Below are 23,301 nucleotides of genomic sequence, written 5' to 3'. Positions count from 1 at the left end.
AGAATGACCGTATTATTCCGCCATCTTTTTTTGAGTTTATTCCTGTTGTCCAGCATTGGCTGGGCGGCAGGTGAGCCTCAAACGCCAGAAGAGGCCAAGCAGCAGATTCAGGCTTTACAGAAAGACTTGAAAAAGCTTAACAGCTGGCTAAAAGATATAAAATCTGAGCGCTCAGATGTGGAAAAGCAGCTTGAAGGAAAAGAAAAAGATATCCAAGAGTTGCTTAAAAAAATCCAAAGTATTCAGGAAAGTCTCAAAAAAGGCGAGAAACAGCTCGGGGAGCTACGAGTCCAGCAGCGGTCTCTGCAGCTGAGTATTCAGCAACAAAATGAACAAATAGCCGCCCAATTGAGGGCGGTTTATCGTTCCGGCAATGAAGAAAGTATCAAGCTACTCCTCAATGGAGATAGCTCAGAAGATGCTGAGCGTTTAGTGCAATACAACCGTTATTTTTCTAATGCTAGACAATCGCTTATTAATGGCTTTGTGACCGAAGTAAGTGATTTAAATCTTGTCGAAAAAAGCATTCGTAGCCATAGAGCCCAGCAAGCCAAAGAAGAAACAGAGCTGGTGGCAGAGCGTAATCGGTTGACAAGTCAGCAAGCGGATCGACGCGACCTACTTGCTAAGCTAGACAAAGATTTGGCAACAGGCGACAAGCGCGCGAAGCAATTGGTACAAGACCAGAAAAACTTACAAGATATGTTACAGCGTTTAGAAGAAGCGTTGGCTGATATTCAGATTCCTGATCAGGATGTGCCTTTCTCATCACAACGAGGTAAGCTCATCAGCCCTTTAAAAAAACTGTCTGAACTATCGACTAATGGCAGCATAAATTTAGGTGGTGTGACATTACGTGCTAAAGAAGGTGAGCCTATACACGCCATATTTTCAGGTCGAGTTGTTTTCTCTGACTGGATGCGAGGGTTCGGCTTTTTACTTATTTTAGATCATGGTGACGGTTACATGTCATTATACGGTTACAATCAAAGTCTTTTAAAAGAAGTTGGAGAGTGGGTTGGCGCTAATGATACTGTGGCAATGGCTGGCAGTACGGGTGGTCGCCCAGACACGGCTTTATTTTTTGCTATACGACACAATGGCACGCCATTAAAACCACTTTCTTGGGTAAGAGCTGGGTGATTTTTTACACAACGAATAAATACGCCCTAGTAACCAGTGATAGGAATGACCATGAACAATACTTTGCGTAGACAGGTTTCTTTTATATTTATTGCGCTATTAGCTCAGCCTGTTTTTGCTGCGCAAACTCCGGAAGGAAATCAGGAGAAGTCTAAGCTGCCGAGTGCTGAGATACAGTCTTTTGTTGAAACCTTTGAAACCATTCGAGAAGGTTATGTGGAAGAAATGTCAGATCAAGATATTCTGAATAAAGCTTTGAAAGGCATGGTGTCAGGCCTGGATCCGCATTCTGAATATTTTACCAAAGAAGAATTAGTCGATTTTAATGAGCTAACGTCTGGTAACTATGCTGGCGTTGGTGTTGAAGTCGAAATGAAAGACAAACGTTTGACTATTGTTGCGCCTGTTGACGGTTCTGCGGCTGCAGAAGCTGGTATTTTAGCTGGTGATGTCATCGTGAAGATTGATAACACGCTTATTACCGATCTTGGTATGCAGGATATCGTTACTATGATGCGTGGCGAAGTTGGCACTACCGTGACTTTAGATATCGAGCGTGATGGTGAGATTAAGCACTTTGAGCTTGTGCGTCGACTTGTGGAAGATGCCAGTGTGACGGATAAATGGTTAGGCGAAGGTATTGCGTATTTTCGTATTAGCCAATTTCAAGGCGACAGCAGTGAAGAGTTTCACCTTGCTATTGATAAGCTGAAAAAAGAAAACAAGATTCAAGGCGTTGTTCTGGATTTGCGTAATAACCCAGGCGGTGTGCTGCAAAGCGCAGTAGGTGTAGTTGATGCTTTTATTGATACAGGCATGATTGTTTATACGAATGGCCGCCATGATATGTCCAAGAGCCAATTTACGGCAACAGAGAAAAATACCAAGTTGGCCAATACTCCGCTCGTTGTCCTTGTAAACGAGGGGTCTGCCTCTGCGTCTGAGATCGTTGCTGGTGCCTTACAAGATCACCAGCGGGCAGTGATTATGGGCACAGAAACGTTCGGGAAAGGATCGGTCCAAACCGTGATTCCTCTATCTCATGGTGATGCGGTTAAATTGACTACCGCACTTTACTACACGCCAAATGGCCGCTCGATTCAAGCTCAAGGTATCACGCCGGACCTAGTGGTGCCACAGGCGACACTGACGTTCGAGAAAGGGCAGTTTTTTGTTAAGGAAGCCGAACTAAAAGGCCATTTAGGAAACGGAACGGGTGGAGAGGAACGTACCAGTTCTGACGTGAAATCCGACATTGGAGAGTTGGCAAAAACGGATTTTCAACTTTATCAGGCGGTGACTATTTTAAAAACTCTGCCTAAGCTTTCGCATAAGTAGCCTTTTGTTTTATAAACGTATTTTTTTTGGGTAATGGTTCGCTTGGTTAATTTTAAGAAAATTTGTTCTGTGGTGATTTGTTCATTGGCATTGTCTGTATGGGCAAATGATTCAAGTGAATTTTTGGTCGAAGACGTGGCTTTTATTGAGGCGCAGCAAGATGCCGCTCGTTCTGAGGAGGCGGTTGTTTTGCCTGAGCATTTGGGTCCTGTCATTGACACAAACGTGTTGGCAGAAGACGAAGTTGAACAGACTAATGCAGACAAGGGTAATATTTTATTAGATGCTAGGGAGCCTTGGGCTCCTGCTATTGTGCCTTTTTTGGATGCATCTGATGGTGTTGAGGAACAAGCACCACTTGAACGCAGTGAGCCCAAGATATCGGCGCCCTCTAAAATACTGGCTGTGGATGTGCATCCTAAAATGCCAAGGATTGCGATTTTAATTGATGATCTAGGCTACAACCGTCATGGCATGGATTCGTCTTTATCGCTGCCGACAGAAGTGGCCTTGGCCATCTTGCCAAGTACCCCTTTTGCTATGCAAACGGCAACGTCGGCACAAAAGCAAAAACGTATTACACTATTACATGCTCCGATGGAAAATCAACGAGAGTTGAAGCTTGGTCCTGGTGGTTTGTATGCCAATATGACGGAAGACGAATTAAAAGCGACGCTAAGCAAAGACTTAGACGGTTTGCCGGGTATTCAAGGTGTGAACAACCATATGGGGAGCTTGTTAACCACCAAGGCCAACTCTATGGCTTGGGTGATGGAAACGCTAAAAGGCCGATCTTTGTTTTTTATCGACAGTTTAACCAGCCCGAAAAGTGTTGCTAAGAAAACAGCGCAAGAGTACGGTTTAGACACAGTCAGCCGTGACGTGTTCTTGGATAATATTCGCACCGAGGCTGCCATTGATAAGCAATTCACGCGCCTACTAAAACTTGCCAGAAAGAACGGGAGTGCGCTGGCGATTGGTCATCCTTACCCAGAAACTATGTCTTATTTGAAAAAACGCCTATCCAGTTTGGAGCATGATGGTGTGCTTCTCGTTCCGCTGTCTTTTTTGCTAGTGTCTTCTCAGGGTGAGCCAGATAATTGAGTTTTGTTTTATCATCTGATTGAGCATTGAGTGCATTATTACTCTGGCTTTGTATCAGTTATTCCTTATAGGTATGACTCTCTTTGCTTTCGCCCTCATATAGTGCGTTTATCGAACCACTTTAGTGGAAAAACCTTTTCTTATAAAAAAACCTAGTGATTAATTTTGCTTATATTTTTAAACGCAGCGTTTAATTCGATCAATTTGTACAATTTATCTGCACTACTATTGACCAAAGATGGCAGTGATATTAATGTGTAGCCTTATTACGGTGCACATTTTTTGAATAGTTGCTGTATTAAGTTCCACATTTTATACTTTTTCTATGGGTAAAATTGTTGGAACGCTTCTTGCTTTTGAATAATAACGATAAATCACAAAACGAATAGAGGCTTTTCTTATGTCAAATGCGGTTATTAGAAAAACATTAATTTCTCTTGCGGTTGCTGGTGCTGCGACACTGGCTCAAGCTGATGTAGTAATTGGTGTAGCGGGTCCTCATACAGGGGCATACGCAGCGTTCGGTGAGCAATTGTGGAAAGGGGCTGAAAAAGCGGCCATGGACATTAATGCTGCAGGTGGTATTAATGGTGAAATGATAAAGCTTGTAAAAGCGGATGATGCTTGTGAACCAAAACAGGCCGTTTCGGTTGCTAACCGCTTAGTTGACTCTGATGAAGCTTTGGCTGTGGTTGGGCACTTCTGTTCGTCTTCTTCTATCCCTGCTTCTCGAATCTATGAAGAAGCTGGTGTTCTAATGGTTACGCCTGCTTCGACAGCGCCTCTATTAACTGATCAAGGCTTTCCTAACGTTTTCCGTGTATGTGGTCGTGATGATCAGCAAGGTGACGTAGCAGCAAGTTATATTGTTGATGTTCTTAAGGCTAAGCGTGTTGCAATCATTCACGACAAAGATACTTATGGTAAAGGTCTTGCTGATGCTATGAAGTCAACACTTAACGCTTATGGCGAAAAAGAAGTGATGTATGAAGGTCTGACTCGTGGTGAGAAAGATTTCAACGCATTGATCACTAAGATTCGTTCTGTAGACGCAGATGTTGTTTACTTCGGTGGTCTTCATTCCGAAGCGGGTCCTTTGGTTCGCCAATTGCGCGAGCAAGGTTCAAAAGCCATCTTTATGTCTGGTGACGGTATTGTATCGGATGAGTTTGTTTCTGTTGCAGGCTCTCCGACATACGTTGAAGGTGTCTTAAACACTTTTGGTGCTGATCCAACCTCATACCCAGCTGGTAAAAAAGTAGTAGGCGAGTTCCGTGCTAGCGGTTACGAGCCAGAAGGCTACACATTATATTCTTACACCGCTATGCAAGTAGCTGCGGCAGCTTTGGCAAATAATGACTTAGATCCTATCAAGGGCGCTGAGTGGCTAAAAAATAACGCTACAGATACCGTAATGGGCAAAAAACAATTCGATGATAAAGGCGATTTGGTTGTTTCCGATTACGTGATGTATGAATGGCAAAATGGTAAATCCATTCAGCTAAATTAATTTTTAGAATCTCCATAAATGTATCTGCTAGCAAGGATCTGCTAGCAGATATCCTCTCTATTTGAGCTAAATTCCCACGAGGTCTTACGATGGATATCGTTCTCCAGCAGCTGGTAAACGGTCTTACCCTTGGTTCTGTTTACGGACTCATTGCGATCGGTTACACCATGGTGTACGGCATTATAGGCATGATTAACTTCGCCCATGGCGACGTGTATATGGTGTCAGCTTATATCACCGCTATTGCTATTGCGATTTTAACATTCTTCGGTATCGAATCTTTTCCTATCATTATTGTTGGTACATTGTTTCTTACCGTTGCTGTAACGGGGGCTTATGGTTGGGTGATTGAACGTATCGCCTATAGACCATTAAGAAGCTCTAGCCGTTTGGCAGTATTAATTTCTGCAATCGGTATGTCGCTGATTTTACAAAACTACGTGCAATTGAGTCAGGGAGCGAACCAACAAGGTGTTCCAACTCTATTGACTGGCGCTATCCGCTTTTCAGTGGGTGATGGATTTGTACAAATCACTTATATGAAATTATTTATTTTGTTCGTTTCCTTATTGGGAATGGGCGTACTGACTTATGTTATTCAAAAAACAAAATTAGGCCGCATGTGTCGAGCGACTCAGCAAGACAGAAAAATGGCGTCTATTTTGGGTATCGACACAGATAAGGTTATATCAACGGTATTCGTGATCGGTGCTGTGATGGCGGCCTTGGCTGGTGTATTGGTGACATTAGACTATGGCGCATTTGATTTTTATGTTGGCTTTATTATTGGTATCAAAGCGTTTACTGCAGCGGTGCTTGGCGGCATAGGTTCTTTACCTGGCGCTATGCTAGGCGGGCTAATCCTTGGATTATCTGAGGCTCTGTTTGCTGGGTTGATTAGTTCTGATTATAAAGATGTTTTCTCATTCTCTTTATTAGTTCTCATTTTGATTATTCGCCCAAGTGGCCTTCTAGGCAAACCTGAAGTGGAGAAAGTATAAATGAGCCAAGCAGTAGGAATAAATTTTAAGAAAAGTAGTGTTGATGCCTTCATTGCTGGCTTAATGGCATTGGTTTTGTTTGGGCCAATTGTTGGTGTCGTATTGGATGGTTACGGTTTCAATGCCGAATTTGGGCGAGTTGCTTGGATTGTGGCGGTAGTTGCAGTCGGACGTTTTGTTATGTCTAGCTTCTTGCAGACAGAAAAAGGCATCGCGCTGGCTTTTCGTTATGCCAATAGTGATGACGGCGTCACGGTTCTTCCTCCTGGCCATAAATCCAAAATGATATGGATTATTCCATTGGTCATCGCGGTTGGTCTCTTGATACCTTTTATCGCGTCTAAATATGTACTGACAGTTATTATCCTAGGTTTAATCTATGTCTTACTGGGCTTGGGTCTAAATATCGTTGTCGGTTTGGCCGGTCTACTGGATTTGGGTTTTGTTGGCTTTTATGCCATCGGGGCTTATGGCCTAGCATTAGGCTATGAAAACTTAGGACTAGGCTTTTGGTCGATGTTGCCAATTGCTGCCATACTTGCGGCGTTTGCTGGGGCTATATTAGGCTTTCCTGTATTGCGAATGCATGGTGATTATTTGGCGATTGTGACATTAGGGTTTGGTGAAATTATTCGTCTTATCTTAACAAACTGGGCGTCATTCACTCATGGTCCTAATGGTGTGTCAGCACCTTTGCCAACCTTCTTTGGTTTGGAGTTTAAGCGCAGGTCGAGAGACGGTGAAACCTTCCACGAGTTCTTTAATATCCCCTATGATTCTGCTTATAAGTACATGTTTATCTATATCGTACTATTTGCTGTTGTATGGGCCGTGCTTTTTATCAAGCATCGTCTGGTAAAAATGCCAATTGGCCGTGCTTGGGAAGCACTACGCGAAGATGAGATAGCCTGTCGGTCATTGGGGTTGAACCATGTGTTGGTGAAACTTTCTGCTTTCATGATAGGCGCTTCGACTGGTGGTTTGGCGGGTGTATTTTTCGCGACTTACCAAGGCTTTGTTAATCCGTCCTCATTTACTTTCTTTGAGTCTGCATTAATTTTAGCGATTGTGGTATTAGGTGGTATGGGGTCAACATTAGGTGTAGTTATTGCTGCCTTCTGTTTAACAGTATTACCTGAAATGTTAAGGGAGTTCGCAGAATACCGTGTGTTGATGTTTGGTATTTTGATGGTGGTAATGATGATTTGGAAGCCTCGGGGCATTGTTCGTGTAACTAGAACAGGCTTTTCTCCGAAAAAAGGGGTGGTGAAATGAACCAAGAAAATATTTTAGCTGTTGAAAACTTGGTGATGCACTTTGGTGGTATTAAAGCGCTAAATGATGTGACTTTTGATATTAAGCGCGGTTCAGTATCAGCTTTGATTGGACCTAACGGTGCGGGTAAAACCACTGTGTTTAACTGCCTTACCGGTTTTTATAAAGCGACTGGTGGCAAGATTCAATTATCTGCTGGCGGTAAAGAAACCAGTATTATTAAAGTACTGGGCGAACCTTTCAAAGCGACTGACTTTATTTCACCTGCCTCATTTGCCTCTCGTCTTAAGTACAAAATGTTCGGTGGGTCTCATCTTGTGAACCGAGCAGGCTTGTCTAGAACATTTCAGAACATTCGTTTGTTTAAAGAAATGTCTGTGATTGAAAATTTGTTAGTTGCTCAGCATATGCTTGTTAATCGCAGTCTGATTGCTGGAATTTTGAACACGAAAGGTTATAAAAAAGCCGAAGAAGAAGCATTAGAACGTGCTTTTTATTGGTTAGGTGTAGTGGACCTTGTGGATTCAGCAAACCGTCTGGCAGGCGAACTTTCATATGGGCAGCAGCGTCGCTTAGAGATTGCGCGTGCCATGTGTACTAATCCTGAAATTGTTTGTTTGGATGAGCCTGCTGCAGGTTTAAACCCATCTGAAACTGAAGCCTTAACGAAGATGATTCGAGTCCTCCGTGATGAGCACAACACGACGGTTCTGTTAATCGAGCACGATATGGGGATGGTAATGGATATCTCCGATTACATCGTTGTGTTAGACCATGGTGAAGTTATTGCCAAAGGTGGTCCAGATGATATTAAGAGTAATCCAAAGGTTATTGCGGCTTACCTTGGTGCAGAAGAAGGCGAGGAAGTAACACTATGACTACATTGATGCAGTTTAAAGATGTTGACGTGCATTACGGCCCGATTCAAGCGTTAAAAAAAGTCTCTCTAACCGTAGATGAAGGTGAAATTGTTACCTTGATTGGTGCGAATGGCGCGGGTAAATCGACGTTGTTAATGTCTATATTTGGTCAGCCTCGAATTTCTTCCGGTGAAATCATTTATCGCGGTGAAGATATATCACAAAAATCTGCCCATTACGTGGCTTCTCACGGTTTGGCTCAATCGCCAGAGGGACGTCGTATTTTTCCAGGCATGACAGTGGAGGAAAACCTATTAATGGGGACGATTCCAATCGGCATGGATCATGCGGAAGAAGATATGCAGCGTATGTTCGGATTATTCCCTAGGTTATTGGAGCGTCGTAACCAGCGAGCATCGACCATGTCTGGTGGTGAGCAGCAGATGTTGGCTATAGCGCGAGCTCTAATGAGTCGTCCAAAATTGCTTTTATTGGATGAGCCAAGCCTAGGTTTGGCGCCAATAATTGTTAAGCAAATTTTTCAAATTTTGAAAGATGTGGCTAGCACTGGGATGACAATTTTCTTGGTGGAGCAGAATGCTAACCATGCACTAAAACTGGCCAATCGTGGCTATGTTATGGTGAATGGTGAGATTCGATTGACGGGAACTGGAGCGGAGCTCTTGGTTAATCCTGAAGTGCGTGATGCTTATCTAGGCGGTCATTAAACTCAGTTAAAGTAAGAAAAAAGCGTGGTGACCAGTTTATAAACAAGGTCACCGCGCTTTTTTATTTTGTATTGTGGGTAAAAACTGGGCTTATACACAATAGATGGATATACCTATCCGTATTGGCTTAATTTAAGCTCGAAACAGGGTGTCTGTCAGAATGTCTCTCACTTGTGAGGGTTGTGAAGCGCCACCTAGTGATGCGTTAAAAATAGCATCCACTTTGTCACCAAAGTACGCATTTATTTCTTCTACGCTCATGGCTGGATCTAGCCCCGCAGGATTAGCCGAAGTTGACACAATGACGCCTTGATAAGCCGCACACAAACGTTGTACTGGTTGGTGCTGTGAAAGGCGTATGGCGACACTTTGATGCTCACCTCTCACCCAGCTCGGGGTGATTGTTGTATCCGGTACGACCCAAGAAATGGGAATGTCATTTTTACTAATTAAGCGTTCTGCTGCTTTTGTATCTAGCGTCTGTAGCCAGGGTGTTAGCTCGTTTTTTGCCCCCGCAATCAAAATCAGACCTTTGTATTCTGGACGATCTTTTAGGGCCAGAATTCGCCTTACAGCAGATTCGTTGTAAGGATCACAGCCTAATCCCCAAACTGCTTCTGTTGGGTAAGCTATAACGCCGCCTTTACGGATAATATCGGCCAGCTCTTCGACGCAGGTTATAAGATTCATAATAATTGGCTTCTGAAAAATATAGTAGATATGAAATAGCGGGAGATTGTAGCGAGATTTTATAAATGGGGCTAGTTGGTAATGTGATCAAATGACTGAGCGATAGTAAGTCACCGCTCAGTCAAAAGAGGGAGTTCTGTCAAACGATCAAATTGATTTATTGCATCGACTCAATTTTTACTTTGATTTCGTTAATTTTGCTATTAACGACTTTTTCTAAGTGCTCAAGTTCTTTGATCAAATCTTCTTTTGATGCTTTGGTTTCGTGCTGTCGACCGACGATTTTCTCTAGCTCTTCCATTGCACGTAAGACAATTAAAGAAGGCTCTTGTACTTGTCGATAAGTTTGTTGACCGCCGTCTGCTAAAACGGTTTTAGTCGAGCGACCAAATTTGAATTTTTTACTTTTTGGAAGTAGCGAGCCTTTTTCACGACGGTAGTAAATTTTTAAAACATCGTGGCCGCCTTCATAGCGCAAAGTGAATTTTTCAATGTCCTGTATGCTTGTGATACCCATGGACTGAAGTGTTGGATACATAACAGTTTTCCCGTTTATTAATGGTCATTTAGTCGTCTTTAATTAGTAGGGGATTGTGTCTGTAAAAGCAAGTCTAAAACAGCATAAAGCTGAGATAATGCAGGCAAATACTAATTCATGATGCCTGCATCACTCTTTTCTCTATGAGGTCTGATTAATCCTCATCTTGTTCAGCATGATCAATGTTCAATTCTTTGATTTTTCTGGTTAGTGTATTACGTCCCCAGCCAAGAAGAAGAGAAGCATCACGGCGACGTCCGCCAGTGTGAGCAAGCGCCGTTTCTATCATAATGCGTTCAAATTTTGGTACGGCTTGATCAAGGATGCCTTTCTGGCCTGTCGCTAGCGTGCTGTCTACCCAATTTTTCAGCGCTTCTTCCCATGATGCAAAAGGCTGCTCGTGCGGAATTGCCGCTAATAACTCAGGTGGTAAGTCTTCCACTAGAACTTCACGTCCCGATGCCATAACAATTAACCAGCGGCAGGTATTTTCTAGTTGTCTGACATTACCAGGCCAATCTAGTTGAGTCAGATAGTTCTCTGTTTCTTTGGTAAGCAGTTTAGGCTCAACGGCAAGTTCTTCAGCTGCGCGGCTCAAGAAGTGGCGAGCAAGCTTTGGAATGTCTTCACGACGCTCTGCCAGCTTAGGTAAGTGAATACGGATGACGTTTAGGCGGTGAAATAAATCTTCACGGAACGAACCTTTTTGCACCAAGTTTTCTAAGTTTTGGTGGGTTGCTGCAATTATGCGAACATCGACTTTCACTGGGGTATGTCCACCCACTCGATAGAATTCTCCGTCCGCTAAAACACGTAATAGGCGTGTTTGTGTCTCAGCTGGCATATCGCCAATTTCATCTAGAAATAGAGTTCCGCCATTGGCTTGTTCGAAACGGCCTCGGCGCTGTGTATTGGCACCGGTAAAGGCACCTTTTTCATGGCCAAATAACTCAGACTCAATTAAGTCGTGTGGAATTGCGGCCATGTTTAAAGCGATAAAAGGGTTTGCTGCACGAGGGCTGTGGGTGTGTAGGGCTTGGGCTACTAGCTCTTTACCTGTACCGGATTCACCATTGATCAGTACGGTAATATTAGAATTGGCAAGTCGACCAATAGCACGGAAAACCTCCTGCATGGCTGGAGCTTCACCAATAATTTCTTTGTCTACTTGTGGCTCTTCTTCGGCTTCCATATCGTCAGTGCTTGGTCGTGCATTGCGGTGGTGAAGCATGGCGCGCTTTACAAGGCTAACGGCTTCTTCGACATCGAAGGGTTTAGGTAGGTACTCAAACGCACCACCTTGGTAAGAGGCTACTGCACTTTCTAAATCTGAGTGTGCTGTCATGATAATAACAGGTAAATAGGGGTGATCTTTCTGTAGCTTTTCAAGCAACGCTAAGCCGTCCATGCCAGGCATTCGAATGTCACTGATAATGGCGCTTGGTTGTTCTTTATCAATAAGGTTGACTAGGTTTTCGGCAGAATCAAACAAGCGACATTGGATTCCTTCTTGTTCTAATGTCTTCTCTAAAACCCAGCGAATAGAGCGATCGTCGTCAACAATCCATACGGTTTCTTCTGGTGTCATGAGTGTTTCTCCTGTTCTTGGACTGTCGTCTCAATGGGAATTAATATATTAAATTCGGTTTTCTGTGGGTAACTGTTGCATTCAATAATTCCATGATGCTGGTGAATCACTGACTGTGCGATAGATAAGCCTAAGCCTGTACCATCTGCTCTACCGCTGACCATGGGATAAAAAAGAGTCTTCAAAATGTGTTCAGGTATACCTGGACCATTATCGATGATGCTGATTTTGCAGACTAAGCGATGGCGCTTTGAGCCGATGGTGAATTGTCGCAAAGCGCGCGTTACCATATGAATAGTCTTGTGATGATTGCCTTGATCTTCCATTAGCGCTTGCATCGCGTTTCGGGTGATATTTAGAAGCGCTTGTATTAGCTGTGATTCGTCCCCGATTAAGTCTGGAATACTGGGGTCGTAGTCTCTGATTACTTTAATTTGGTTCTCGGTTTCAACCGAAATAAGTTGTCTAACTCGCTCAATCACTTTGTGAATGTTGAGAGATTTATTTTTTGGTAATTGTCTTGGGCCTAATAGACGATCGACTAGATCTCGTAAGCGATCTGATTCTTCAATAATGACTTGCGTGTAGTCGTTTAGTGCTTCATCGGTAAAGGCGCGGCTAATCAGCTGAGCTGCACCACGAATACCACCCAACGGGTTTTTAATTTCATGAGCTAGGCCACGAACCAGCTCTTTACTGCTTTCATGGTTAGCGATGATTTCGTCTTCTTGCGAAATCCGCTTCATTCGATCGCGAGGGTACAGCTCTATAATGAGGCTTTCTGTGTTATTGGTCGTGCCCATAACGGGGGTGACAGTGTAATCGCAGAAAAGCTTTTTGTTATTGCTACATTCAATTTCAGCTTCACGTTTTGTGAATGGATGGCCAGATTCAATAGCGGAGTACAAAGCTTGAATGCTTTCTTCGCTTTCCCTAAATGCAACGCCGATGTCGTTGCCATAGATTCGACGACGGCTAACAGCTAACAACATTTCGGCAGCAGGGTTTAAATACTCAATTTGAAGTTGATCGTTTAATTGAACAACAGCAGTGGATAAATGGTCGATTAGTAAACTATACACAGACAGCGCCTCTCTGTTGACTCCTGCTTTCATGACTTTCTTTCAATACAGTTGCAAAAAGCGAACCAACATTGGGCAGCTTTGAATGGCTTGTTTATTAAGGGTATTGTCATGGGGATAAAAACATTATGCACTATAATTGTGCGCAATGGCTGGGAGGATTTTTTTAGGGCAAAAAAAAGCCCTGATTTGTATCAGGGCCTTTCATATTTTATTAAGTGCTGTAGCGATTAAACGCTGTAGTAAAGTTCGAACTCAAGTGGGTGAGTTGTCATTGCTACGCGCTGTGCTTCGCCAGATTTAAGATCAATGTAAGCATCGATCATACCATCAGAGAATACACCGCCTTGAGTCAAGAAAGCACGATCTTCGTCTAGGCACTTAAGCGCTTCTTCTAGGCTGCCAGCAACCTGTGGAATTGCTAAGGCTTCCTCAGCCGGAAGGTCATACAAATCTTTATCTGCTGCATCGCCAGGGTGAATCTTGTTTTTGATACCGTCGATACCAGCCATCAACATAGCTGCAAACGCTAGGTATGGGTTAGCGGTTGGATCAGGGAAACGAGCTTCAATACGTTTGCCTTTAGGGCTTGCAACGTATGGAATACGGATAGAAGCAGAACGGTTACGTGCAGAGTATGCAAGCATCACAGGAGCTTCGAAACCAGGAACAAGACGCTTGTAAGAGTTAGTTGAAGCGTTAGTGAACGCGTTCAATGCCTTAGCGTGCTTGATGATACCACCAATGTAGTAAAGCGCCATTTCAGATAGGCCGGCGTATTGGTCACCAGCGAATTGGTTAGTACCATCTTTCCAGAAAGATTGGTGAACGTGCATACCAGAACCGTTGTCACCAACGATTGGTTTAGGCATGAAAGTCGCTGTTTTGCCGTAAGCGTGAGCTACGTTGTGTACGCAGTACTTAAGAATTTGAACTTCGTCGGCTTTCTTAACTAGAGTGTTGAATTTTACACCGATTTCGTTCTGGCCAGCAGTCGCTACTTCGTGGTGATGAACTTCGATAACTAAGCCCATTGTTTCCATAGCACCACACATAGCGCCACGTAGGTCATGGTGAGAATCAACTGGTGGTACTGGGAAGTAGCCGCCTTTAACGAAAGGACGGTGACCCATGTTTCCGCCTTCAATCTTCTTGTTAGAAGACCAAGCCGCTTCTTCAGAGTTGATTTCTACTGTGCTGCCAGACATGTCTGTTTTCCAGCGAACATCATCAAAGATAAAGAATTCTGGTTCTGGACCAAAGAATGCTGTGTCGCCAAGACCTGTTGATTTAAGGAATTCTTCAGCGCGAAGAGCAACAGAACGTGGGTCACGGTCATAGCCTTGCATAGTAGAAGGTTCGATGATGTTACAACGAACAATAACAGTCGCTTCTTCTGTAAAAGGATCGATAATTGCAGTATCGTCCTGAGGCATCATGATCATGTCGGATTCGTTGATGCCTTTCCAACCAGCGATTGATGATCCATCAAACATCTGACCGTTTTCAAAAAACTCTTCATCTACCGTAATAGCTGGAATAGATACGTGTTGTTCTTTACCTTTAAAATCGGTAAAGCGAAGGTCAACCCACTTCGCGTCGTGCTCAGCAATCAAGGCAAGGGTCTTGTTTGACATAGTTGTTCTCCAGTCGTAGTTAAAGCGAAATTATTTTTCGTTGTAAAAGGTGCTCTAATATTTAATACAAAGCACCGTTTGTCGAGTTATTTATCAAATTGAATTAAGCACAACTTGTGCCAGAAATTTGTGCGAGGCAATAACTCTATATTTTACAAATAGATAGACGTTCTCACTTATAAATTGCACTTATTTGTGGCTCATGGAGAGGGCGATAAAAACTGTAATTGCACTTTTGTGGTGCGATTTTTTGTGTTTTGTGTTGTTTTGGTGCGAATTTAGCGTTTTCGTATCGAATGTCTTTTCTTTATACTGTGCGCCTTTATAAATATCCGGTAAAAACCACAATCCCTATGAAATTTATTGTTAAGTTCTTTGCAGAAATCACTATTAAAAGTCGTCCTGTTCGAAAAGCTTTTATTAAGCAGCTTCGACACAATGTTAAGTTGGTTCTAAAAAAGCATGATGCTGACGTCGTCGTATCTGGTAACTGGGACTTCATCGAAGTGTTTTCTGATAAGGATGAATTACGGGAAGAGTTTACCGAAGCGCTATCGAACATTGCTGGTATCGCACACTTTCAATTCGTACGTGAATTCCCTTTAGTTGATCTAGATGACATTGTTGAGCAAGCCATAGTTTCTTATGGTGATGTTATCAAAGATGCTGTGTTTGCTGTTCGAGTTAAACGAGTAGGTCATCATGACTTCACGTCGGTGGACGCTGAGCGCCATATTGGTGGTTGTCTTAAAGCACGTTGTGGTGCTTTGGCTGTGCGGTTAAAGAATCCTGAAGTATTGGTGCCTATCGATATTCGCGATAACAGAGTGTGGATGATTGAGCAACGTGTAGAAGGTCTTGGTGGTTACCCATTAGGTTCGCAGGACTGTGTACTGTCTTTGATGTCTGGCGGTTATGATTCGACAGTTAGTTCTTACCTCACCATGAGCCGAGGCTTAAAAACACACTTTTGCTTTTTTAACCTTGGCGGCGATGCTCACGAGATTGGTGTAAAGCAAGTGTCTAATTTCCTATGGGAAAAATATGGCTCAACGCTGAATGTGAAGTTTATTACTGTGCCTTTCGAAGCCGTTGTTGGAGAGATTCTTACGAAAGTCGATAACGCCGAAATGGGCGTGATTCTTAAGCGCATGATGTTACGAGCAGCGTCTCAGTTAATGCCTGAAGTGGGGGCGAAGGCTTTGGTGACGGGCGAGAGCGTTGCCCAAGTATCTAGCCAGACTCTAATGAATTTAAAAGTAATTGACCAAGTGACAGAAGAGTTGGTGCTTCGTCCTTTGATTACCACAAATAAACAGGTCATTATAGATAAGGCCATCGAAATAGGTACTGCGCCTTTTGCTGCAAGTATGCCTGAATTTTGTGGCGTTATTTCGGTGAAACCAACGACGCGAGCTAAAATGCACCGTGTAGAGAAGCAAGAGTCCAATTTTGATTTTGCTGTACTAGAAAGCGCCATTGAGAATGCACAGATTATGTCTATTCAAAATGTGATGGATGATGTGTCTAAGCAATATCAAGGTGAAGTGCCTGTTGTGCGCATGCCGGTTGGTGATGAAGTGATTATTGATATTCGTCATCCCGATGAAGCAAGCAACCGACCGTTAAAGGTGAGTGGACGTCCAGTCAAAGTGATTCCGTTTTTTTCGCTAGAAACGAATTGGGCTGATTTAGATAAAGATGTGACGCATTTATTATATTGCGGTAAAGGTGTCATGAGTCGTATGCATGCTTCTTTTTTATTAGGAAAAGGACATGAAAATGTAGGTGTTTACCTACCGTAATAAGTACTAAAAAACGGTAGCATTTTTGTAGTATATGAATGTTATCGTTTTTATTCGAATGCGCTTTTTACCCTATTGAAGTATTTTTTGTGGACTTTTTTTGTCACTTTAATGGGATATTGATCAATATAAGGGTACAATTGCGCGAATTTTACCCCGCACCAAGATCCTAGACGCTTGAAGAGCATGCCTGCCCGTATCAAGCGGCGGTATATCTTTTTGCTCACGCTAAATGCAGAGAACTATAAATGTCTAATGATATCAATAAGTTACGTAATGTAGCTATTATTGCCCACGTTGACCATGGTAAAACTACCTTGGTTGACCAGCTACTAAGCCAATCTGGAACACTTGATCGTAAGGACCTAGGTTCTGAGCGAATCATGGATTCGAACGATCAAGAGAAAGAGCGTGGCATCACAATTTTGGCGAAAAACACGTCAATTATGTGGCACGACTACCGTATTAATATCGTTGATACACCTGGACACGCCGACTTCGGTGGTGAGGTTGAGCGTGTATTGTCTATGGTTGACTCTGTACTTTTGTTAGTTGACGCCGTTGATGGTCCAATGCCACAAACTCGCTTCGTAACATCAAAAGCATTTGAGCGTGGTCTTCGTCCGATCGTTGTTATCAACAAAATTGACCGCCCAGGTGCTCGTCCTGATTGGGTTATGGATCAGGTTTTTGATTTGTTCGACAGCCTTGGTGCAACAGAAGAGCAATTAGATTTCCCTGTTATCTATGCGTCTGCAATCAATGGTATTTCTGGTGATGATCCAGAAAATATGGCGGAAGACATGACGCCTCTTTACCAAATGATCGTCGACAGCGTGCCTGTGCCTGATGTTGATCCAGAGGGTATGTTCCAAATGCAGGTTTCTGCATTGGATTACGATGCATATGTTGGTGTTATCGGTATTGGTCGTATTACTCGTGGCTTGTTGTCTCCAAACCAACAAGTGATTGTTAAATCGGCAGATGGCAAAGAGCGTAAAGGTAAAGTCCTAAACGTGAAGGGCTACCACGGTCTAGCTCGTGTTGATACAAACCAAGCCTCTGCTGGAGATATTGTTTGTATCACAGGTATCGATGGTCTAAGTATTTCTGACACATTATGTAATCCTGAGTGTGTTGAAGCGCTTCCTGCATTATCTGTAGATGAACCAACAGTAAGCATGACCTTCATGGTGAATGACTCCCCGTTCGCTGGTAAAGAAGGTAAATATATTACGACTCGTAATATCTCTGATCGTCTTGATCGAGAGCTTATCCACAACGTAGCCTTACGTGTTCGTCAAGGCGAAACGCCAGATAAATTTATCGTATCTGGTCGTGGTGAGCTTCATCTTTCTGTATTGATTGAAAGCATGCGTCGCGAAGGCTTTGAGATGGGGGTTTCTCGTCCTGAAGTGGTTCAAAAGCTTGTTGACGGAAAAATTCAAGAACCATTTGAGTTAGTCGTTATCGACGTTGAAGAGCAACACCAAGGTTCTATCATGGAAGAGCTTGGCTTGCGTAAAGCTGAGTTAACTAACATGGAACCAGATGGCAAGGGTCGTGTTCGTCTAGAATTCATGACGCCTTCTCGTGGTTTGATTGGCTTCCGTGGCTTGTTCCTAACATTGACATCTGGCTCTGGTATCATGACCAGCGTATTTGATCATTACGGTCCAGTAAAAGATGGTGATGTTGGTAGTCGTCAGAACGGTGTATTGATCAGTATGGTTACTGGTAAAACAGCAGCGTTCGCTTTGTTTAACCTACAAAGCCGTGGTCGTTTGTTCTTGGGTCACGCGGTTGAAGTATACGAAGGTCAGGTTATCGGCATTCACTCACGCGATAATGATTTAACGGTTAACCCAGTTAAAGGTAAGGCGTTAACTAACATGCGTGCCTCTGGTACTGATGAAGCATTGACGTTGACTCCACCGATTCGCCACACTCTTGAGCAAGCGCTTGAGTTTATCGAAGACGATGAATTGGTAGAAGTAACACCAGAAAGCATCCGTGTTCGTAAGAAATTATTGACTGAAAACGAGCGTAAACGCGCTGGTCGTAAGTAATACTCGCTATTCTATAAAGAGCAGCAGCAAATGAATTCATGCAAATGAATTCGTGAGCGACAGAAGCGCCTTCGGGCGCTTTTGTTTTATCTGGGCTTTGTTAAAGTGATAGGTTCCGGTAGATAGAGAAAAAAGAGGTAAGCCATGAAGGTATTAGTGCAGCGGGCATTGGGTGCCAGTGTGGTCGTAGATGGGGAAACGATAGGTGAAATTGATCACGGGCAATTAGTGCTGGTGGGTATCGAAAAAGGCGACACAGAAGCTGATACCCAGCGTCTAGCTGACAAGCTATTAAAGTACCGCATGTTTAGCGATCAAGATGGCAAAATGAACCTTAATGTTCAGCAGGTAGGTGGCGGTGTTTTGCTGGTGTCGCAATTTACCTTGGCGGCAGAAACTAAGAAAGGCCTTCGGCCTGGGTTTTCTACTGCAGCGGTTCCTACAGAGGGTGAGAGGCTATTTAACGATTTTGTTAATCAAGTGCGCGCTCAGTACGATAAAGTTGAAACAGGGCGCTTTGGGGCTGATATGAAGGTGTCTTTTACCAACGATGGTCCTGTGACATTTATGTTAAATTGAAAATAGCAGATGACTCAGCGTTTCGTAATAATGATGAGTCTCTTAGCTCGCTCTATCCGTTGCCTCTTCTTCATTTTCTTCACTCCCATCGACGACGACTTTTACCGTGCGCCCAGCAATCAGGCCCAGTTCAAAGAGCATCCACATAGGGATCGCAAGTAAGGTCTGTGAAAAAATATCTGGTGGGGTGATTAGCATCCCAACGACAAAGCAACCCAAGAAAATATAAGGGCGTTTTTTTGATAGTGTCGCCACTGTGGTGACGCCAGCTTTAATTAGTAGATACGTGGCGACAGGGATTTCAAAGGTAACACCAAAAGCAAAAAACAACTTCAAAACAAAATTTAGGTAGTTATTAATATCTGTCATTACGGTGACTTCGCCAGGCCCTACCGTGGTAAAAAAGCCAAAAATGAGTGGTAAAACGACAAAGTAAGCAAACAAAACCCCAGCATAAAACAGAAAAATACTGGAAATGAGCAAGGGAATGGCAATTTGTTTTTCGTTCTTATACAGCGCTGGTGCGATGAAAGACCATGCTTGAAATAGCGTGTATGGAACAGAGATCAAAACAGACACTGCAAACGTTAGCTTGAGTGGAGCCAGAAACGGTGATGCGACTTCGGTAGCAATGAGTGAGCTGCCAGCAGGCAATAATAAACGCAAAGGCTCGGATACGATCAAGTACAAGTCGTTAGCAAACGCATATAAGCCAACAAAAAGAACCAGAATAGCAACAACGCATTTTAATAAACGGTTTCTCAGCTCAATCAGGTGAGCAACCAATGGGGCTTGATTTGAAGAATCAGTGCTCATAATGCGTCTTATATCCGCCGTAATGTGAAAGGTATGAAGAAGTTATCCAACTTACAATGATAAGGATGTCACTAACGTTGGTTTGTCGTATCCGCTGCAATGTCTTTTTGGTCTGCTTTTCCTTGCTCTGTAGGATCGCTTGCCGCTTCTGGTGTTGCTTTGAGGGGCTGCATCTCTGTTTCAGGCACTGCGTCGTTTTTCGCCTTATATTCTTCTGGATAAGGTGTGATGGTGTTTTGAATGGCTTGGCCTTCTTTTAATAGGCGTTGATTGGTTTCGGTAATTTTTTGCTGCAGTTCTTCATGGTCCAACTGTGCATTAATTTCTCTCTGCACTGAACCTATGCTGCGGCGGATTTTACGAACCCAAAGCCCCGCTGTTTTTGCAGCGTGGGGCAAGCGTTCAGGCCCAAGAATAAGCAGACCTACAACAAAGACAACAAGAAGTTCTGAAAAGCCAATATCGAACACAGTTTAGGCGCTCTTATCGTCTTTTTTTGTGTCAGCATCGATAACTTTATGCTGTGCGTCTTTCTCTTTTTCTTCGTCACTGTCTTTGTCGACAGCTTCTTTAAAGCCTTTTACTGCACCGCCTAGATCAGAACCTAGGTTTTTCAATTTCTTCGTGCCGAAAATGAGTATTAAAATTGCCAAGACAATTAATAATTGCCAAATACTGATACCACCGAACATAGATTACTCCTGCTGTTTAGTTACTTCTGTTGGCTTTTTCGTCAAGCCCAGATAAGTTAAAACGACGAGCTAACTCATCAAGAATAGCATCTGGGCCAATGTCTAGGTGAGATAACATGACAAGCGTGTGGAACCAAAGGTCTGCGGTTTCATAAATTAAATCCGACTTATCGCCCGAGATAACAGCGTCTTTCGCTGCTATTATGGTTTCAATGCTTTCTTCGCCGACTTTTTCTAGGATCTTATTTAATCCCTTTGCGTGTAGGCTGGCAACATAAGATGAGTCAGCTGCTGCGGTTTTACGTTCTTCTAGAGTGGCTGCTAATTCAGCCAATACATCAGATTTCATTATAGTCTCTCACATGTTACGGTTTTAAGACAAGTAAGTATAGGCCAACTAGAAACAGCCCAAGGCTAGTAACATCGGCAACTTCTAAATGCTTTAAAGATACTGGATCGGTAATAAACCAAGCTGCCCCAATGCTTAATGCGCCAAGTAGCCGGAAAGGTAAGCCTTGTCTGCTACTTTTCAGTTCCTTGCCTAGTTGCGCGATGGCATCTGTTTGCGCTTGCATACGCTCTTCTTGATGTGACATTTGTGATAATGCGGTAAAAACTAAGTTTGGAATCTGTGGTAGTTGGCCAGCCCATTGAGGGGCTTGCTTGCGAACTTCTTCCATTACCCGTTTTGGCCCCATTTGTTCGCGCATCCAGCGTTCAAGGAAAGGTTTCGCGGTGACCCAAAGGTCTAAGTCTGGATAAAGCTGACGGCCTAATCCTTCGATATTCAGCAATGTCTTTTCTAGCAAAACCAACTGCGGCTGCACTTCCATATTAAAGCGTCTCGCTGTTTGAAATAAGCCGATAAGGACTTGACCAAAAGAGATGTCTTTAAGTGGTTTGGCAAACATTGGTTCGCAAACGCTACGAATAGCTGATTCGAATGCATGCACTGGAGTGCCCTTTGGAACCCAACCACTTTCCACGTGAAGTTCCGCCACCATACGATAATCGCGCTGGAAAAATGCCAATAAATTACGTGCTAAGTAGTTTTTATCTGCATCATCTAGGCTGCCCATTATGGCGCAGTCTATCGCAATGTATTTAGGTTTTTGCGGGTTGCTCACATCCACGAATATGTTACCTGGATGCATATCTGCATGGAAAAAACTGTGAGAAAAAACTTGTGTAAAGAAGATCTCGACACCGCGTTCAGCCAAACATTTCATATCTACATTGGCTTTGTTTAGAGCGGCAATGTCTGCAACAGGGATTCCTGAGATACGCTCCATAACCATGACATTACGGTGGCTATAATCCCAATAAACCTGAGGTACATAGAGCAATTCAGAGTTAGTGAAATTACGCTGTAGTAGCCCTGTGTTAGCGGCTTCTTTGGCTAAATCAAGTTCGTCTAGAATGGTGTATTCATAATCGGTCACTACTTCGACGGGTCTTAAGCGTTTACCGTCGGCGCTCATATTGGCAACAAGGTGGGCTAATGTATAAAGTAGGCCTATATCTTTACTAATGGTTATTTCGATTTTTGGCCGAATAACTTTTACTACAACCTCTTCACCGCTGTGTAGCTTTGCTGTGTGTACTTGTGCAATAGATGCGGATGCAAGCGGAGTAGTATCGAACTCGGCAAAAAGCTGGGCTACGGGAGCTTTAAGATCTCTTTCAACAATGGCTTGAGCAATATGTCCTGGAAATGCAGGTACTTTATCTTGAAGCTTTACCAGTTCATCGGCGATGTCGTCGTCAAGCAGGTCTCGTCTTGTTGAAAGAATTTGTCCGAATTTAACGAATATAGGGCCAAGAGACTCTAGCGCAAGGCGCAGTCGTTCACCTTTATTTTTGCTAGCGCGTTTGCGGCCGATTGAACAAACTGCCCCCAATGTATAGCGGATATACCAAGGCAAAAGAGCAAAGGGAATAAACACATCAAGGCGAAAGCGCACAATCGTAAATAGAATGCGTATTAAACGGAAAGCACTGGTTAACATGATTAGAATTTAAACCCTTTATGAAGCGCTACAATGCCGCCAGTTAAATTTTGGTAGCTTGCTCGTTCAAAACCAACCTCTTCCATCATGCCTTTTAGCGTTTCTTGATCAGGGTGCATACGAATAGATTCGGCTAGATAGCGGTAGCTGTCAGCATCGTTGGCAATTAGTTTCCCCATCGCAGGTAAGAGACGGAAAGAATACTGATCGTAAACTTGTGAAAGAAGGTCTGATTCAGGTTTAGAAAACTCCAATACCAGTAAACGACCGCCTGGTTTTAATACACGATACATAGACGCTAGCGCTTTGGATTTGTCTGTTACGTTGCGCAAGCCAAAAGCAATGGTGATACAGTCGAATGTATCATCAGGGAAGGGGAGAGCTTCTGCATTCGCCTGTACAAATTTTACATTGCCTACAATGCCTTGGTTTGCCAGCTTGTCACGGCCTACTTTTAGCATTGAGTCGTTGATGTCGGCTAGGATGACTTGGCCTTGGCTACCGACTAGGCGTGAAAACTTAAGGGTTAAATCTCCTGTGCCGCCAGCAATGTCTAGAACACAATTGCCTGCACGAACACCTGATTGACTGATGGTGTGACGCTTCCATAGGCGGTGAATGCCGCCAGACATTAGATCGTTCATAATGTCGTATTTTGCAGCTACGGAATGGAAAACTTGCGCGACGGCTTGTACTTTTTCATCGGTGGGGATTTCTTTAAAACCAAAGTCGGTGGTTTTTTTCTGATCGTCTTGCATAAACTACTTCATCCTAATGGCGGCGTCGCACGCCTATATCTAGTTTTCAGCCCTACTTACGTTTCTATAGTGTGCAAAT

The 23,301-nt window shown here is 43.4% G+C and carries 22 protein-coding genes; 11 read left to right on the top strand and 11 right to left on the bottom strand.

Annotation, left to right across the window (positions count from 1 at the left end):
* Positions 1–3: 3 nt before the first annotated feature.
* The 8 genes from DFP77_RS07850 (at position 4) to DFP77_RS07815 (ending at position 8,959) form a co-directional block, all read left to right on the top strand.
* Entirely contained in the window at positions 4–1,143 is a 1,140-nt protein-coding gene (locus DFP77_RS07850) for a murein hydrolase activator EnvC family protein (protein WP_114411733.1), read from the top strand.
* A 51-nt stretch (positions 1,144–1,194) separates the two neighbouring features.
* Positions 1,195–2,481, top strand: a complete 1,287-nt coding sequence (locus DFP77_RS07845) for a S41 family peptidase (protein ID WP_114411732.1) — start codon at positions 1,195–1,197, stop codon at positions 2,479–2,481.
* Between the two features lie 84 nt (positions 2,482–2,565).
* Positions 2,566–3,585: a divergent polysaccharide deacetylase family protein gene (locus DFP77_RS07840; RefSeq protein ID WP_258861087.1), complete on the top strand. Its 1,020-nt coding sequence runs from the start codon at positions 2,566–2,568 to the stop codon at positions 3,583–3,585.
* A 400-nt stretch (positions 3,586–3,985) separates the two neighbouring features.
* A complete protein-coding gene (locus tag DFP77_RS07835) occupies positions 3,986–5,095 on the top strand; it encodes a branched-chain amino acid ABC transporter substrate-binding protein (protein WP_114411730.1) in 1,110 nt (369 codons plus the stop codon).
* An 89-nt stretch (positions 5,096–5,184) separates the two neighbouring features.
* Entirely contained in the window at positions 5,185–6,096 is a 912-nt protein-coding gene (locus DFP77_RS07830; protein WP_114411729.1) for an ABC transporter permease subunit, read from the top strand.
* On the top strand, positions 6,097–7,371 hold the full coding sequence (gene livM / locus DFP77_RS07825) for a high-affinity branched-chain amino acid ABC transporter permease LivM (RefSeq protein ID WP_114411728.1): 1,275 nt from the start codon (positions 6,097–6,099) through the stop codon (positions 7,369–7,371). It abuts the gene before it with no gap.
* A complete protein-coding gene (locus DFP77_RS07820) occupies positions 7,368–8,249 on the top strand; it encodes an ABC transporter ATP-binding protein (protein WP_114411727.1) in 882 nt (293 codons plus the stop codon). The genes livM and DFP77_RS07820 overlap by 4 nt, the downstream gene beginning before the upstream one ends.
* Positions 8,246–8,959, top strand: a complete 714-nt coding sequence (locus tag DFP77_RS07815; protein WP_114411726.1) for an ABC transporter ATP-binding protein — start codon at positions 8,246–8,248, stop codon at positions 8,957–8,959. The genes DFP77_RS07820 and DFP77_RS07815 overlap by 4 nt, the downstream gene beginning before the upstream one ends.
* A gap of 132 nt (positions 8,960–9,091) precedes the next feature.
* Here DFP77_RS07815 and tsaC read toward each other — a convergent pair whose 3' ends face one another.
* The 5 genes from tsaC to glnA form a co-directional block, all read right to left on the bottom strand.
* The gene (tsaC, locus tag DFP77_RS07810) at positions 9,092–9,649 is read right to left on the bottom strand and encodes an L-threonylcarbamoyladenylate synthase type 1 TsaC (protein ID WP_114411725.1); all 558 of its coding nucleotides are present in this window, start codon (positions 9,647–9,649) and stop codon (positions 9,092–9,094) included.
* 157 nt (positions 9,650–9,806) lie between these two features.
* The gene (locus DFP77_RS07805; RefSeq protein WP_114411724.1) at positions 9,807–10,187 is read right to left on the bottom strand and encodes a DUF3461 family protein; all 381 of its coding nucleotides are present in this window, start codon (positions 10,185–10,187) and stop codon (positions 9,807–9,809) included.
* Between the two features lie 154 nt (positions 10,188–10,341).
* A complete protein-coding gene (gene ntrC, locus DFP77_RS07800; protein ID WP_114411723.1) occupies positions 10,342–11,775 on the bottom strand; it encodes a nitrogen regulation protein NR(I) in 1,434 nt (477 codons plus the stop codon).
* Positions 11,772–12,857: a nitrogen regulation protein NR(II) gene (gene glnL, locus DFP77_RS07795; RefSeq protein WP_114411782.1), complete on the bottom strand. Its 1,086-nt coding sequence runs from the start codon at positions 12,855–12,857 to the stop codon at positions 11,772–11,774. The genes ntrC and glnL overlap by 4 nt, the downstream gene beginning before the upstream one ends.
* Positions 12,858–13,087: 230 nt before the next feature.
* Positions 13,088–14,494, bottom strand: a complete 1,407-nt coding sequence (glnA, locus tag DFP77_RS07790) for a glutamate--ammonia ligase (protein WP_114411722.1) — start codon at positions 14,492–14,494, stop codon at positions 13,088–13,090.
* 353 nt (positions 14,495–14,847) lie between these two features.
* On the opposite strand from glnA, the gene thiI reads away from it, so the two are divergent.
* From thiI to dtd, 3 genes are all read left to right on the top strand, one after another.
* Entirely contained in the window at positions 14,848–16,299 is a 1,452-nt protein-coding gene (gene thiI / locus DFP77_RS07785) for a tRNA uracil 4-sulfurtransferase ThiI (RefSeq protein WP_114411781.1), read from the top strand.
* 248 nt (positions 16,300–16,547) lie between these two features.
* The gene (gene typA / locus DFP77_RS07780) at positions 16,548–18,368 is read left to right on the top strand and encodes a translational GTPase TypA (protein WP_114411721.1); all 1,821 of its coding nucleotides are present in this window, start codon (positions 16,548–16,550) and stop codon (positions 18,366–18,368) included.
* A 144-nt stretch (positions 18,369–18,512) separates the two neighbouring features.
* Positions 18,513–18,947 (top strand): D-aminoacyl-tRNA deacylase, encoded by a 435-nt coding sequence (dtd, locus tag DFP77_RS07775; RefSeq protein ID WP_114411720.1) that lies wholly within the window; start codon positions 18,513–18,515, stop codon positions 18,945–18,947.
* A gap of 42 nt (positions 18,948–18,989) precedes the next feature.
* On the opposite strand, the gene tatC is transcribed toward dtd, so the two are convergent.
* The 6 genes from tatC to ubiE all read right to left on the bottom strand — a co-directional run bounded on the left by tatC (position 18,990) and on the right by ubiE (position 23,222).
* Positions 18,990–19,763, bottom strand: coding sequence for a twin-arginine translocase subunit TatC (gene tatC, locus DFP77_RS07770; RefSeq protein WP_114411719.1), 774 nt, complete (start codon positions 19,761–19,763; stop codon positions 18,990–18,992).
* A 71-nt stretch (positions 19,764–19,834) separates the two neighbouring features.
* Positions 19,835–20,233: a Sec-independent protein translocase protein TatB gene (gene tatB / locus DFP77_RS19785; RefSeq protein WP_239544411.1), complete on the bottom strand. Its 399-nt coding sequence runs from the start codon at positions 20,231–20,233 to the stop codon at positions 19,835–19,837.
* A gap of 3 nt (positions 20,234–20,236) precedes the next feature.
* Positions 20,237–20,455: a Sec-independent protein translocase subunit TatA gene (gene tatA, locus DFP77_RS07760; protein WP_114411718.1), complete on the bottom strand. Its 219-nt coding sequence runs from the start codon at positions 20,453–20,455 to the stop codon at positions 20,237–20,239.
* A 16-nt stretch (positions 20,456–20,471) separates the two neighbouring features.
* Positions 20,472–20,804, bottom strand: coding sequence for a phosphoribosyl-ATP diphosphatase (locus DFP77_RS07755; RefSeq protein ID WP_114411717.1), 333 nt, complete (start codon positions 20,802–20,804; stop codon positions 20,472–20,474).
* 16 nt (positions 20,805–20,820) lie between these two features.
* On the bottom strand, positions 20,821–22,464 hold the full coding sequence (ubiB, locus tag DFP77_RS07750; RefSeq protein ID WP_114411716.1) for a ubiquinone biosynthesis regulatory protein kinase UbiB: 1,644 nt from the start codon (positions 22,462–22,464) through the stop codon (positions 20,821–20,823).
* A gap of 2 nt (positions 22,465–22,466) precedes the next feature.
* Positions 22,467–23,222, bottom strand: a complete 756-nt coding sequence (ubiE, locus tag DFP77_RS07745; protein WP_114411715.1) for a bifunctional demethylmenaquinone methyltransferase/2-methoxy-6-polyprenyl-1,4-benzoquinol methylase UbiE — start codon at positions 23,220–23,222, stop codon at positions 22,467–22,469.
* Positions 23,223–23,301 lie beyond the last annotated feature (79 nt).

The organism is Marinomonas foliarum (assembly GCF_003337275.1).
GTDB classification, from domain to species: Bacteria; Pseudomonadota; Gammaproteobacteria; order Pseudomonadales; family Marinomonadaceae; genus Marinomonas; species Marinomonas foliarum.
Note: the sequence above shows the minus strand (reverse complement) of the source record. Positions and strands in the feature narration are given on the sequence as shown.

Coding starts and splice junctions, on each gene's coding strand:
- DFP77_RS07835 (WP_114411730.1), top strand. CDS start 3,986: ATGTCAAATGCGGTTATTAGAAAAACATTAATTTCTCTTGCGGTTGCT.
- DFP77_RS07820 (WP_114411727.1), top strand. CDS start 7,368: ATGAACCAAGAAAATATTTTAGCTGTTGAAAACTTGGTGATGCACTTT.
- glnA (WP_114411722.1), bottom strand. CDS start 14,494: ATGTCAAACAAGACCCTTGCCTTGATTGCTGAGCACGACGCGAAGTGG.
- dtd (WP_114411720.1), top strand. CDS start 18,513: ATGAAGGTATTAGTGCAGCGGGCATTGGGTGCCAGTGTGGTCGTAGAT.
- typA (WP_114411721.1), top strand. CDS start 16,548: ATGTCTAATGATATCAATAAGTTACGTAATGTAGCTATTATTGCCCAC.
- DFP77_RS07845 (WP_114411732.1), top strand. CDS start 1,195: ATGAACAATACTTTGCGTAGACAGGTTTCTTTTATATTTATTGCGCTA.
- tatC (WP_114411719.1), bottom strand. CDS start 19,763: ATGAGCACTGATTCTTCAAATCAAGCCCCATTGGTTGCTCACCTGATT.
- tatA (WP_114411718.1), bottom strand. CDS start 20,455: ATGTTCGGTGGTATCAGTATTTGGCAATTATTAATTGTCTTGGCAATT.
- livM (WP_114411728.1), top strand. CDS start 6,097: ATGAGCCAAGCAGTAGGAATAAATTTTAAGAAAAGTAGTGTTGATGCC.
- ubiE (WP_114411715.1), bottom strand. CDS start 23,222: ATGCAAGACGATCAGAAAAAAACCACCGACTTTGGTTTTAAAGAAATC.
- DFP77_RS07805 (WP_114411724.1), bottom strand. CDS start 10,187: ATGTATCCAACACTTCAGTCCATGGGTATCACAAGCATACAGGACATT.
- DFP77_RS07830 (WP_114411729.1), top strand. CDS start 5,185: ATGGATATCGTTCTCCAGCAGCTGGTAAACGGTCTTACCCTTGGTTCT.
- ntrC (WP_114411723.1), bottom strand. CDS start 11,775: ATGACACCAGAAGAAACCGTATGGATTGTTGACGACGATCGCTCTATT.
- DFP77_RS07815 (WP_114411726.1), top strand. CDS start 8,246: ATGACTACATTGATGCAGTTTAAAGATGTTGACGTGCATTACGGCCCG.
- ubiB (WP_114411716.1), bottom strand. CDS start 22,464: ATGTTAACCAGTGCTTTCCGTTTAATACGCATTCTATTTACGATTGTG.
- thiI (WP_114411781.1), top strand. CDS start 14,848: ATGAAATTTATTGTTAAGTTCTTTGCAGAAATCACTATTAAAAGTCGT.
- DFP77_RS07755 (WP_114411717.1), bottom strand. CDS start 20,804: ATGAAATCTGATGTATTGGCTGAATTAGCAGCCACTCTAGAAGAACGT.
- DFP77_RS07850 (WP_114411733.1), top strand. CDS start 4: ATGACCGTATTATTCCGCCATCTTTTTTTGAGTTTATTCCTGTTGTCC.
- tsaC (WP_114411725.1), bottom strand. CDS start 9,649: ATGAATCTTATAACCTGCGTCGAAGAGCTGGCCGATATTATCCGTAAA.